Here is an 11,048-nt window from a genome sequence, read left to right as displayed (position 1 = left end):
AGCCTCACCAGAAGCGTTCGGGCTCCGGTTGGGGAATGCGATCGCCGCCTCCCCAACGCGCGGCCTGCGCCTTCGCCGCCTCGACTGCGGCATCCGCTCCCAGCAGTGCCGCCTCGGCTCCCGCTGCCCCGCTGCCGTCACCGTCGGTGTCGACTGCGATCGCGGTGTAGGCGGTGCGACCGCTGATCGACACCGTGCAGTCGACGACCCGTCCGAACCAGCGCACGAGCTCGCCCCGCGGCGCACCCTCGCGACGATAACGGATGCCGGTGTCGAGGTCGACGATCAGGAGCACCGCGGGCTTACCTGTCGCCTCGACAAGGTGCTCGGTGACCTCGATGCGGTGACCGACGGCGATGGCGAGCTGCGCATCGAGCACGAGCTTTCTGTCCATTACCCCACTCTATGAGTCGGCGCTCTCAGGGCAACCCCAGAATCTGGAAGAAACATTCGTAGATTTCTTTGTCCCCCAAATGGCGGACAAGAGGTTTTCGCGATATTCTGCATTCAGTAGCGGGGGCTACAGGCTGGGGAATGGGGAATCAGCCGACGAGAGCAGCGAGATCTTCGCCGCCTCCCCTACCGTCCGGGATGGACGGTGAGCCCTCTCGAGCGATCCATCTGGGGTGGATGACTCGGGAGGGCAACCAACCCCGAAGCACCGGGAACCATCGACTCGACAATGCGGTCCGTCATACAGACGAAGAGCACCGCTCGCCGGTTGTCCGCAAGCGGCGCTCTCACGCCGTGATGATGAAGGCTCAGCCGCCGGAGGGGTTCTCCAGCGGCTTGCCGTCTTCGTCGGTCGTCTCGTCCTCGAGGATCTCATCCGTGCTCTTCGACGTCGATTCCTCGGGGGCGCCACCGGATGCCGTGTCGGCCTCTTCGTCTCCGCCGGGCGTGCCGTGCGTGTTCTGCAGATCACTCATTGTCGTCTCCTCTGTGGGGATGCGTGGGAGGGCGACGCTACGCGCAGGCATCCGATCGGCAGAGGGGGTTGACCACGACCGGATGACTGCCCTCCTCAGCTACGGCGTCGCGTAGAGGTGCTGGTACTGCGGAACGATCCAGCCGCTGTCCCTGGTGGTGCGCTCGGCGACACCGGTGAAGTCCGACTCGTTGATCAGGAAGTACTCCGTCTCGTCGCCGCCATCGTTCCACGTGGTGTCGATCGCCTTCCATTCGTCGTCGACCTTGACGTGATTCCACGCGTGACTCGATCCGGACTCCGCGATGACGCCGCTGACGTACACCGACTCGAGACCTGCCTTGCGGGCCAGGAGGTTGAAGGTGTCGGCGTACCCGCCGCAGATGACGAGCTTGTCGATCAGACCCCCGCGTGCGTCGGAGTAGCGTCCGGTGTCCTCCAGGACGAGCCGGCCCAGAGTGGACTCGAGAGCCGCGAGCGCCTCGTAATCGTACTCCATGGTGTCGACGATCCAACTGTTGAGCGCCGCCACCTTCTCCGTATCAGTCATGCCGTCATCGATGACAGCAGCGACGGCGTCGTCTGCCAGCGCCGTGACCTGGCTCTTCATCTCATCGGCATCCGAGGCGTAGTTGACGTAGAGCGTGCTGTCGCTCACGCGGTAGCTGACGACGGACATCTTCACCATCGGGTTCTGTCTGATCGCCTCGTACACGGCGTCATCCGGCGACGGGAATCCCGGAGTGTCGATGTACTCCGTCATGTCGATCAGTCGGGTGCCGCCCACCATGTGTCCGGCGAGGAAGATGCTGAACTCGTTACTGCCGTACACGTCGTACTCGGAGTCCGGCACCGTCGAGGCGGGCTCGATGTCATTGAAGGCGTCGAGCGACATGGTGGGGTCCTGTGCGAGCGTGGTGTCGCCGACGAGTGGACCTTCGCTCTGAGCACGCGCGTTGTACGCCTCGGCATTCGCGATGGACTGTGCCAGCCATTGCTCCTCGCTGAGGGCGTCTGGTTTCACCGCGGTGATCGTGCCCGACATCGCCGTGCCGGCGATCGTGAAAGGCATCCTCGTGTAGAACTCACCCGTGCCATCGAGATTCCAGTAGCTCTCATACGCGGACTCGATCGCCGCGGTGTCGATGCTCACTCGCATCTGGGCGGTGTCACCGTCGAGGGTCGTCACCGGATACCAGGTCGGGAGCCCGGTGAGGTCGCCGGCATCGGCGGGGAACAGATCCCTGGCCTGGCCGCGTGCCTTCTTGTAGGGGAAGCCGCCGATCTCGTCGACGACGCTCTGAAGAACCATCGAGGTTCTCTCGGTCCGGTCGTCCGACAGCGCGATGACGGCGAGGTCAGACGGCGCCCGGTTCCGATCGGTCCCCGAGGCGAAGCCGAAGTTGAGGTCGTCGGCCGAGTCGAGGTCGTAGAGCGCGAGTTCGCGGTTGGCCTGCGACGCCGCCTCGTTGGGCAGCACCGGCGACGATTCCCACGACGTCTCCTTGGTCTCGGCGATGACCTGAGGCTCCACCGAATGGACGTCGGTGCGTTCGCCGTCGATGATCACGTCTTCGGGCCGCGTCTTGATGACGTAATACGTGAAGTCCTCGGGCATCCCTTTCGGCTCGTTCCATGACAACTTGACGGAGCCGGGGGTGTCGCCGAGAGAGGTGACCAGGTCGAGGGGTGCGTGGATCTTGTCGTCCTCGTCCGAGGCCTCGATGGTGTGCACGATCGGCGTCTCGAGCTTCTCGCCGCTGCGGTCGAAGCTCTGCACGACGTAGTACCGATCCATCTCGGTCCACAACGGCGCGGACAGCGCAGTGTCCGTCGCACCGGGCGAGCTCAGGATGTCCTCCGTGGCGACAGGGCCGTCGGTGAGGAGAGGTTCGGAGTCCATCGCCCAGGTGTACGCGGCAGTGGCGCGCACATCGACCGTCACCCCTTTGTCGTCGTTCATCCAGAAGACGAGCGTCCTGCTGGGAACGATCGTGAAGGCGTCGTCGACGTACACGTCGATGACGCCCCGCGTCGGGAACACCGGGTCGTTCGCGGTGCTGAGCGTGTCGGGGTCGACATCAAAGGGGAGCGCGAACGACTCGTCCGGATCGAGATACGTGACGGGCTCCCAGAGGTAGCCGTTCGCCTCGACCGCTCCGCTTCCGCTGTTGAGCGTGTTGACGACGACGACCCCGCCGCCGACGAGAGCCGCCGCGGCAATTGCGCCGACGACAGAGAAGAGCACCTTCCGGCTCTTCTTCTTGCGCGGGAGCTGCTCCGCTGCGTTCGGGGTCGGGGTCGGGGTCGACACCGACCCTTGCGGGCGATTCGTGTGATCCGTCCATGCCGAACCGTCCCACCATCGGTGGTACTGCGTGTCTTCCGGATCCGGATACCAGCCTGGCGCTGCCTCTGTCATGACTACCCCCCGATAGTTCGCGTCAACACTGCAGGCTATCCGATCGCAGCACGGTCACACGCGACTCGGCCCGCGATGAACGGGTGCCGCCCGCGTGAGCAGTCCGGCCCCGCCCCGATAGAACACAGAACTGGGTAGCGTCGGAGGATGGAGTACCTCGACCGCAGTCTCGTGCGACCGACCGCCGACGTTGCTTTCGCGGATGCACGCGAGGGCACACCCACGGTGATACTCACGCACGGCGCAGGCGTCGACCACACGATGTTCGATGCGCTGACGGCGTCGCTCTCCGAGCGGGCCGTCAGGGTGATCGTCTGGGATCTGCGTGGGCATGGGCAGTCGACCCTCAATGCCGGAGTGCGCTTCACGGCCCGCGATGCCCTCGATGATCTCGGCGCGCTGGTGGCCGAGTGCGGCGTCGACGCTCCGGTGCTCGTGGGACATTCTCTGGGAGGAAACCTCATCCAGGCGTTCGCGAAGGAGCACCCGGAGAAAGCGGCCGGTCTCATCATCCTCGACTCGGCATGGAATGCCGGACCGTTGTCAGCCCTCGAGCGATTCGCGCTTCGAATCGCTGCACCCACCCTCTCCGTCATACCGGAGCGGATGCTTGCTCGGGTGATGGCGCGAGCCTCGGCTGAGTCCGCGAACGCCGTCGCTCGCACCGAAGCGGCGTTCGCTCGGATGCCCAAGCGCAGTTTCCTCGACGTCTGGGCGGCCACCGCATCGTTCGTCGCTCCCGATCCCGGATACCGCTCCCCGGTGCCGATCGCCCTCATCCGCGGTGAGCGGGACCGAACGGGCAATATCGCCACGGCAACAGCGCGGTGGTCCGCAGCCGAGATGGTCGACGAACACGTCATCCCTGATGCCGGCCACATGATCACCTGGGATGCACCGGAGCACGTGACCCGTGCCGTCCTCGGGATTCTCGATGGCTGGGGACTCCTGCCGGCACCACCGGACGCACCACTCGGCGACGACAGCAGGCGCCACTAATCTGAGTGTCGGCGTGGCACTGCAGCCGGTGGATTCGAGGAGGAACGGATGAGGGCGACATGAGCATGCGGACCATGGTGCTGCACAGCGCACACCGGGACCAGTTCGACGTGCCCGACAGAGAGCTCGTCTTCTACGACCAGTCCTACACCGCCGAACAACTCGCGCACATCACCGATGTGCACCTGTGGTCTCCCCTGAACGGCCCCATCGACCGACTCCCCGAGATCATCACAGCGATGACGAGCCTGAAGACCCTCAGCATCGGCCCGGGCAGGGTGCTTCCCACCGTCGTCACCCGACTGCGGCAGGGCGATATCCCCGAGAGTCTGGAAGAGCTCTCCGTGCACATCGGCGATCGGACGCTGGTGTGGCCGGATGTGGTGGTGCCGAACCTGACGACCCTCTACGTCGGTGAGCCCTTCCGCTTCAAGAACGAGCACTTCCCCCGGCTCCGCGCGCTCTCCCTCTACCCGCAGAGATCTCTGAACAACGTGCGGCAAGCGCTCGAGCTGCCGTTGGAAGAGTTGAATCTGTTGAATGTTCCCGCTGACGAGGAGATCTTCCGCCTCGTCGAACCTGCCGGGCTTCGCCGCCTCGGGCTGATCGGTGGACGCACACTGACGACCCTCACCGGAATCAGCGCGCTCCCCCAGCTGGAGTCGCTGCGGCTGAAGAACCTCACCGCTCTGGGCGACATCTCAGAGCTGGCTGCTCTCCAGCTGCTCGAGATCCTGAACATCCAGTACTGCAAGAAGATCACCGGCATCGCCGCCGTCAACGATCTCCCGCGACTGCGCAGGCTCACGCTGGTCGGATGCGGGAACATCGGGCTCGAGCAGATCGAGGCGAAGATGTCGACGCTCGAATGGGCCAACACAGGCGCGACCACATGACCACCTGCCTGCGAGCCCCCTCGGTGACGTGGACATGATGACGGAACTCTTCCGGTGCACGTCCGCATCCCTACAGGAAGCCGGGTGGACGTGTGCGCCACCTCTCCCTGCGGAAGGCACTGTTCCCTCCGCGCTGCAGACAGCACCCGAAACGGTGATCCGCTGGGTGTCCTCGTTCTCACTGTTGTCGAACGCGGACGAGACGGTGTGGTTCCTCTCCCGTCACGACTACTCGAACGTAGCGGACGACGCGTTCGCATGGAATGAGTGCGAGCAGCTGAGTGTCCAAGCCGCGGTGACGGATGACGAGGTGGTCGCGGTGTCCTTGTTCTGGAAGCGCCACCTCCCCCTCCTACTCTCTGTTCGCAACGGATACGAGTACCTGGCAGTGCGCGACGATGGAGCGGTCGTCCACGGATCAGAGCCGGAGTTCGAAGAGACGGTCGTCGTGTTCTCCCAGTTCGAGGATCTGCTGACGTACATCAGCTCGCGGCCAGCAGTACGGAACCACATCGTCGACGGATTGCTGTTCGATTCCCCGGTATCAGGGACGCGACGCTGAGTCACTAGCCCGGTATCCGTGCGCTCTCAGCGGCTCAGCGGCGAGTCCCGGGACAGGAAGAAGGCCCGGGACATGAAGAAGGCCCGGAGACTCTTGCGAGTTTCCGGGCCCCATCTGGTCGGGCTGACAGGATTTGAACCTGCGACCCCTTGACCCCCAGTCAAGTGCGCTACCAAGCTGCGCCACAGCCCGTTGTTCTGCGCTCTCGCGCAGGCAACTCCCCTATCTTAGCCCTACTCCCGCGTGCTCCGCGAACCGAACGCACGCCGGGCGTTGCGTGGTGTCCGAGGCTCGGCGTACGGTCACCTACATGGTGACGATCACGACCGAGGTGGCGACGACCACCCGCTGGGATGATGTTCAGCATGCACTCACGGGCGGCGGCGACGGCGCCAGCTGTCAGTGCATCTGGCCGATGCTGAGCAACAAGGACTGGAACGGGACGACCGTTCCCCAGCGCACGGAGATGCTCCGAGACGAGATCGCCGACGGCCCGCCTCCGGGACTCATCGCCTACGTCGACGGCGAGCCTGCGGGCTGGATCCGCATCGGCCCGCGCACCGGTCAGGCACGAATCCCCCGCACCCGCATGATCGCCACGGCGTCCGACGAACCGCTCGACGACGACTCCGTCTGGGCGGTGACCTGTTTCGTCGTGCGCCGCGAGCACCGGGGCTCGGGCCTCAATCTCGAGCTGCTCCGCGCCGCCGTCGACTTTGCGGGCGCGTCCGGGGCAAGGGTCATCGAGGGCTATCCGGTCGACACCCGTGGCGAGAAGAAGCGCACGAACGATCTCTTCCACGGCACCCTCGGCACCTTCCTCGCGGCAGGTTTCACGGAGCGGGTCGAGATGAAGCCGGGCCGCACACTCGTCTCTCGAGCGCTCACGTCATGACCGACGAGTCCGAACTCCCCACGTCGATGGGAAAGGTCTCGCGGCGAGAGCTCGCGTTGCACGGGCTCACTCGCCTCGAGCAGCTCGACGGAGCATCCGAGAAGCACCTCCTCTCGATCCACGGCGTCGGGCCGAAGGCCATCCGCATCCTGCAGGAGCATCTCGATGCCGCAGGCATGGCGTTGGCACCGTGAACGACCAGTAGCGTGGATGACATGAGCGACGAGCATCCGATCATCGAAGACCCTGAACTCGGCACCCTCGTCCGCGCGACGACGGAACTGGGCGACGGCACGATCCTCACGCACGACTGGTATGCCGGAGGCACCGTCGTCGACGGGGCACCCCTCGACCTCATGATCGAGGGCACGAATGCCGAGCAGGCGAGCACTCTGCTCCCCCATGTGCACCAGACCGTCGCGGCACTTCCCGTCCTGCGGCGTCTGGCGTCAGATGCCGTCGTGGCGGCGTTCAGCGCAGGAACTCCCGAACAGCACGAGCTCGACGACGCAGCCGGCGACCTGAGCCTCGAGACACTGGAAGCCTCGGCAGACGGCACCATCGTGCTGCACCTGATCGACACCTGCGGTCAGCACTTCCCCGAGGGCTATTGGCCCGCTGTCCATCTCGGCACCGACGGCCAGATCACTCAGGTGACCGTCGAGTCCTGACCATCAGCTCCCGTCCGACCCCGCCATACGATGGGGAGATGCAGCGCCACCGCTCGACAGACCGGCTGATCTGGGCATTTGTCCCCTACGCCTCAGTCTCGGCGCTGCACGTGGTTCTGCTCGCGATGGGCAGCCCTCTGGCAGGACCGACCAAGTTACTGCTGATGCCTTTGCTCGCGATCCCCGTTCTGGTGTCGCTCCGGCGGATCGCCCCGCGCGCAGCCATCATTCTCACCGGCGCCGCGATCGTCTTCTCGTGGTTCGGCGACAGCGTCGGTGCAATCTTCCCCGCGGCACTCGAGGTGCCGCTCATGCTCCTCTTCTTCGGCATCGCACACCTCGCCTACATCGCACTGTTCGCCCGGCATCTCGCGCGACGGAAGATGCCGTGGTGGGCCGCCGTATACGCCGCGTGGTGGGTGGCGATGCTCGTCGTTCTCGGGCCGCACACGGGCGGCCTTCTTCCCGCCGTCGCCGCATACGGACTCGTGCTCGGCGCGACTGCGGCCCTTTCCACGCGATGCCACCCGCTCGTCGCCGCGGGCGGCGTGTTCTTCCTCGCCAGCGACACCGTGCTCGCCTTCAGGCTCTTCCTGCCGGATTCCCTCCCGCCGTGGAGCAGCCCCGTGATCATGCTCACCTATACGATCGGGCAGGGGCTGATCATCGCCTGCACCCTGATCACCCTGCGAAAGCGAGGTTCCTGATGGCGGATGCTGCACGCGTCGACAGCTGGCTCTGGGCGATCCGGGTCTATAAGACGCGGTCTGCCGCCACGACCGCATGCCGCGCAGGGCATGTGCGCGTGAACGGCGACAAGGTGAAGGCGGCTCAACACATCCGCATCGGCGATGAGCTGCGCGTGCGCATCGCCGGGTTCGATCGGATCCTGATCGTCCGGCAGCTGCTGGTCAAACGCGTGGGCGCTCCGTTGGCCGCACTGGCGTATGAGGACCGCACGCCGGAGCGTGAGCCGCAGGCCGCTCTCGGGCTGCGCGATCGCGGCGCTGGGCGCCCCACGAAGCGCGAGCGACGCGATATCGATCGGCTGCGCGGCCGTGCATCTGGGGATGCCGGTATCTTCCCGGAGTGACCCCTGCCATTGTTCGAATCTTTGTTCTAATCTTGAGGTATGGCTCACCGCACCGATCTCGACCTCGATCTCGAGGAGCGGTGTCGCCTGCTCGATGAGTGGATCGCGACGCGGCGCCAGATCGCTGCGCTTGAAGCCAAGTCGTACTCGCTCCTCGTCGAGCGCATCGGCGTGCACGACGCGGACGTCTCCGAGAGCCCCCACCATCGCGACGCGATCTATCGCTCGATGATCGCGGAGTACTCCGCGGCGGGGCATATCCCGAAGGGTTCCGTCGAGTACGCCTTCACCGATGCGCGCACCCTGTCACGGGCCCTACCTGCCGTGTTCGCCTCCTTCGCGGCTGGCTCGATCAGTGCGCACCATGTGCGTGAGATCGTGCGAGCCGGCGAGATCGTCGACGACGCGATCCGCGACAGACGCGTGGTAGCCGCGACGATGGGTCTCTACGAGGCCGCAGTGCTCGTAGTCGCCGAGCAGGACACCGCGTCGCGCACGAAGCCCCACGCTCGCAAGGTCGCGGCCCGTCTCGTCGGCGAGACCGTCGTCGAGACCCAGCGCCGCGCGACGGCAGAACGCTCTGTCACCGTCAGATCGGTGGGCGACGGCCTGGCTGCGCTCACGGCGATCCTGCCTGAGTGGGTCGCCGTGGCGATCTCCGATCGCCTCACGCGAATGGCACGACACATCGCCCGCACCCGCGACGAGCGGGAGCCGATCCTCGAGCCGCTCGACGACGACTCCGAAAACTCGCTCTACCTCTCCGATCTCTCCCCCGAGGATCCCCGGTACGGCACCTACTTCGAGGCCGGAGTGATCGCTGCCGACGGCACGTTCGTCACCGATCCGCTCGCCGGCTTGATAGACCCGATGACCGATCCGGCAAGTCCCGACATCGAGCACCTTTCGGGCGATACACGCACTTTCGATCAGATCCGCGCCGATCTGTTGGCCGATCTGCTGCTCTCCACTGATCCGAGCGAAGTGAACGGCACAGGACTCGAGAACATCTCGGCCCGCATTCAGGTCACGGTCGCGGCGAGCACTCTCGCCGGAGATGACGACCGACCCGCAGAGCTCGACGGACACGGACCACTCGATCCCGATGTCGCGCGCGGGCTCGCGGGGCGCTGCACCGGATGGTCACGCCTGTTCCTCAACGCGACCGGCCTGGTGACAGAGACCGACTCCTATTCCCCCACCGAGCAGATGAAACGCTTCCTTCGAGCGAGAGACGAACACTGCAGGTTCCCCGGGTGCAGGATGCCGGTGCACCGCTGCGAGATCGACCACAACCACGACCACGCTCGTGGTGGACGAACGCGCGTCGACAACCTCAGCCACTTCTGCACCACGCATCACTCGCTCAAACACCCCGACATCGATGAGAGGCATCGGTGGACGGCCCGTCAGGCTCCTGATGGGAGCATCACCTGGACCAGCCCCCTCGGCAGAGATTACATCGACCCACCTCGTCGACGGGTCATGTTCGTCTGATCGCAGCGACGCCGCCTGTGTGCTGCCGCCTCAGCTGCAACCGTCACACCTTCTGCGGCAGCACACCCAACAGCCAGCCGGCAGAGAGCACGTTCACGGCGCCTGCCGCGATGACGCGGTTCTGCAGCTCGCGGTCGCTCGTGACGGCGACGACGTACTGTCCAGACCGCGATCGACGTTCTACCTCCGCGACGATCGCATCGTCGCCCGCGGCCTCAGCGCGCACCACCGAGACACCTCCGGCGGGGAGCAGCTCAGGGGCCATCGCATCTGCATCAGCACCAGCACCAGCAGCAGCAGCAGCAGACGCTGACGCTGACGGCGACGGTGCGGAGATCCCGCGTGCCTGCCCTTCGACGACAAGCGCGACCTCCGGGAACCAGAGCGTCCCGTCGATCCCGAGATCTGACGCAGGCACGGCAAGGCCGTTCAACCGCCCAGACAGTCGCGTTGCCGCGGCCGCGCGATCCTTCCACCAGCCGTCAGGCACGGAACCCACGACGTTGGCGCCATCGACGACGAGCGACGGACGAACCTCGAGCAGCGAGCGAAGAGCCGGCCATGCGCTGCCGAAGCCGGGGTGCAGCGGTCGCGAGTCGACCTCGTCGACCGGCACCCACTCGAGCGCCACGCTCTCAGGGTCACTGATCACGGGCTCGAACGGGCGCACGACATCGGCGATCACCGTCGTGTACGACCAGATCCCGAGATCGAGCACGCTCGTGAACCGTGGGCGCACCGAGGCATCCGGGACGCCTGCTTCCTCCTGCGCTTCGCGGACAGCGCCGACGATGGCGCTCTCGCCCTCGTGCATCGCACCGCCGGGAAGCCCCCACGTGCCGCCGAAATGGCTCCAGGCCACACGGTGCTGCAGCAGGATGCCCCGCTCGGGATCGACGGCGAGAAGTCCCGCAGCGCCGAAACGACCCCAGTACTTCTCCCCCGAAGGCGCGACGACCCACGCATCACCGGGATTTCTCGGCCCCTCAGGGCGACGAGGTTCACCGGCAGCAGGAGGTACGACAGTCACCGTGCAAGCCTTTCACAGCATTCCGGTATTGGCACCGATCGCCGTCACACGCGGG

Annotated in this window: 13 protein-coding genes, 1 tRNA gene and 1 pseudogene; 9 read left to right on the top strand and 6 right to left on the bottom strand. The window is 65.7% G+C overall.

The window, feature by feature from the left end; translation table 11 throughout:
• Positions 1 to 4: 4 nt before the first annotated feature.
• The 4 genes and pseudogenes from ACZZZN_RS04510 to ACZZZN_RS04495 all read right to left on the bottom strand — a co-directional run.
• Positions 5 to 394, bottom strand: a complete 390-nt coding sequence (locus ACZZZN_RS04510; RefSeq protein ID WP_463504012.1) for a hypothetical protein — start codon at positions 392 to 394, stop codon at positions 5 to 7.
• Positions 395 to 761: 367 nt separating this feature from the next.
• A complete protein-coding gene (locus ACZZZN_RS04505) occupies positions 762 to 929 on the bottom strand; it encodes a hypothetical protein (protein WP_463504011.1) in 168 nt (55 codons plus the stop codon).
• Between the two features lie 99 nt (positions 930 to 1,028).
• Entirely contained in the window at positions 1,029 to 3,242 is a 2,214-nt protein-coding gene (locus tag ACZZZN_RS04500; RefSeq protein WP_463506547.1) for a transglutaminase domain-containing protein, read from the bottom strand.
• Positions 3,243 to 3,257: 15 nt separating this feature from the next.
• Positions 3,258 to 3,350: pseudogene (locus ACZZZN_RS04495) on the bottom strand (DUF2510 domain-containing protein); the annotation flags it as partial.
• Positions 3,351 to 3,497: 147 nt separating this feature from the next.
• Here ACZZZN_RS04495 and ACZZZN_RS04490 point away from each other — a divergent pair.
• Genes ACZZZN_RS04490 through ACZZZN_RS04480 form a run of 3 tightly spaced genes read left to right on the top strand, consistent with a single transcriptional unit; the run spans position 3,498 to position 5,807 of the window.
• Positions 3,498 to 4,349 (top strand): alpha/beta fold hydrolase, encoded by an 852-nt coding sequence (locus ACZZZN_RS04490; protein WP_463504010.1) that lies wholly within the window; start codon positions 3,498 to 3,500, stop codon positions 4,347 to 4,349.
• Positions 4,350 to 4,408: 59 nt separating this feature from the next.
• Positions 4,409 to 5,245 (top strand): leucine-rich repeat domain-containing protein, encoded by an 837-nt coding sequence (locus ACZZZN_RS04485; RefSeq protein WP_463504009.1) that lies wholly within the window; start codon positions 4,409 to 4,411, stop codon positions 5,243 to 5,245.
• Between the two features lie 34 nt (positions 5,246 to 5,279).
• The gene (locus ACZZZN_RS04480) at positions 5,280 to 5,807 is read left to right on the top strand and encodes a hypothetical protein (protein ID WP_463504008.1); all 528 of its coding nucleotides are present in this window, start codon (positions 5,280 to 5,282) and stop codon (positions 5,805 to 5,807) included.
• Positions 5,808 to 5,922: 115 nt separating this feature from the next.
• On the opposite strand, the gene ACZZZN_RS04475 is transcribed toward ACZZZN_RS04480, so the two are convergent.
• Positions 5,923 to 5,999, bottom strand: a tRNA-Pro gene (locus ACZZZN_RS04475).
• A gap of 118 nt (positions 6,000 to 6,117) precedes the next feature.
• Here ACZZZN_RS04475 and ACZZZN_RS04470 point away from each other — a divergent pair.
• Genes ACZZZN_RS04470 through ACZZZN_RS04445 form a run of 6 tightly spaced genes read left to right on the top strand, consistent with a single transcriptional unit; the run spans position 6,118 to position 9,963 of the window.
• Complete coding sequence (locus tag ACZZZN_RS04470; RefSeq protein WP_463504007.1) at positions 6,118 to 6,702, top strand: GNAT family N-acetyltransferase; 585 nt, start codon at positions 6,118 to 6,120, stop codon at positions 6,700 to 6,702.
• On the top strand, positions 6,699 to 6,896 hold the full coding sequence (locus ACZZZN_RS04465) for a helix-hairpin-helix domain-containing protein (RefSeq protein WP_463504006.1): 198 nt from the start codon (positions 6,699 to 6,701) through the stop codon (positions 6,894 to 6,896). Before ACZZZN_RS04470 ends, ACZZZN_RS04465 begins: the two co-directional genes overlap by 4 nt.
• A 21-nt stretch (positions 6,897 to 6,917) precedes the next feature.
• Entirely contained in the window at positions 6,918 to 7,373 is a 456-nt protein-coding gene (locus tag ACZZZN_RS04460; RefSeq protein ID WP_463504005.1) for a hypothetical protein, read from the top strand.
• 38 nt (positions 7,374 to 7,411) lie between these two features.
• Positions 7,412 to 8,080, top strand: a complete 669-nt coding sequence (locus tag ACZZZN_RS04455; protein ID WP_463504004.1) for a lysoplasmalogenase family protein — start codon at positions 7,412 to 7,414, stop codon at positions 8,078 to 8,080.
• A complete protein-coding gene (locus tag ACZZZN_RS04450) occupies positions 8,080 to 8,466 on the top strand; it encodes an RNA-binding S4 domain-containing protein (RefSeq protein WP_463504003.1) in 387 nt (128 codons plus the stop codon). The genes ACZZZN_RS04455 and ACZZZN_RS04450 overlap by 1 nt, the downstream gene beginning before the upstream one ends.
• 39 nt (positions 8,467 to 8,505) lie before the next feature.
• Positions 8,506 to 9,963, top strand: coding sequence for an HNH endonuclease signature motif containing protein (locus ACZZZN_RS04445; protein ID WP_463504002.1), 1,458 nt, complete (start codon positions 8,506 to 8,508; stop codon positions 9,961 to 9,963).
• A 43-nt stretch (positions 9,964 to 10,006) separates the two neighbouring features.
• Here ACZZZN_RS04445 and ACZZZN_RS04440 read toward each other — a convergent pair whose 3' ends face one another.
• Positions 10,007 to 10,993, bottom strand: a complete 987-nt coding sequence (locus tag ACZZZN_RS04440) for an NUDIX domain-containing protein (protein ID WP_463504001.1) — start codon at positions 10,991 to 10,993, stop codon at positions 10,007 to 10,009.
• Positions 10,994 to 11,048: the final 55 nt, after the last annotated feature.

The organism is Microbacterium sp. AC145, from assembly GCF_979258505.1.
The sequence above is the reverse complement of the archived record's forward strand: the minus strand, read 5'-3'. Positions and strand labels throughout refer to the sequence as shown.

What these genes read in the sequence shown, in the direction of transcription:
- ACZZZN_RS04510 (WP_463504012.1), bottom strand. Translation starts at nt 394, where the DNA reads ATGGACAGAAAGCTCGTGCTCGATGCGCAGCTCGCCATCGCCGTCGGT.
- ACZZZN_RS04505 (WP_463504011.1), bottom strand. Translation starts at nt 929, where the DNA reads ATGAGTGATCTGCAGAACACGCACGGCACGCCCGGCGGAGACGAAGAG.
- ACZZZN_RS04490 (WP_463504010.1), top strand. Translation starts at nt 3,498, where the DNA reads ATGGAGTACCTCGACCGCAGTCTCGTGCGACCGACCGCCGACGTTGCT.
- ACZZZN_RS04485 (WP_463504009.1), top strand. Translation starts at nt 4,409, where the DNA reads ATGAGCATGCGGACCATGGTGCTGCACAGCGCACACCGGGACCAGTTC.
- ACZZZN_RS04480 (WP_463504008.1), top strand. Translation starts at nt 5,280, where the DNA reads ATGATGACGGAACTCTTCCGGTGCACGTCCGCATCCCTACAGGAAGCC.
- ACZZZN_RS04470 (WP_463504007.1), top strand. Translation starts at nt 6,118, where the DNA reads ATGGTGACGATCACGACCGAGGTGGCGACGACCACCCGCTGGGATGAT.
- ACZZZN_RS04465 (WP_463504006.1), top strand. Translation starts at nt 6,699, where the DNA reads ATGACCGACGAGTCCGAACTCCCCACGTCGATGGGAAAGGTCTCGCGG.
- ACZZZN_RS04460 (WP_463504005.1), top strand. Translation starts at nt 6,918, where the DNA reads ATGAGCGACGAGCATCCGATCATCGAAGACCCTGAACTCGGCACCCTC.
- ACZZZN_RS04455 (WP_463504004.1), top strand. Translation starts at nt 7,412, where the DNA reads ATGCAGCGCCACCGCTCGACAGACCGGCTGATCTGGGCATTTGTCCCC.
- ACZZZN_RS04450 (WP_463504003.1), top strand. Translation starts at nt 8,080, where the DNA reads ATGGCGGATGCTGCACGCGTCGACAGCTGGCTCTGGGCGATCCGGGTC.
- ACZZZN_RS04445 (WP_463504002.1), top strand. Translation starts at nt 8,506, where the DNA reads ATGGCTCACCGCACCGATCTCGACCTCGATCTCGAGGAGCGGTGTCGC.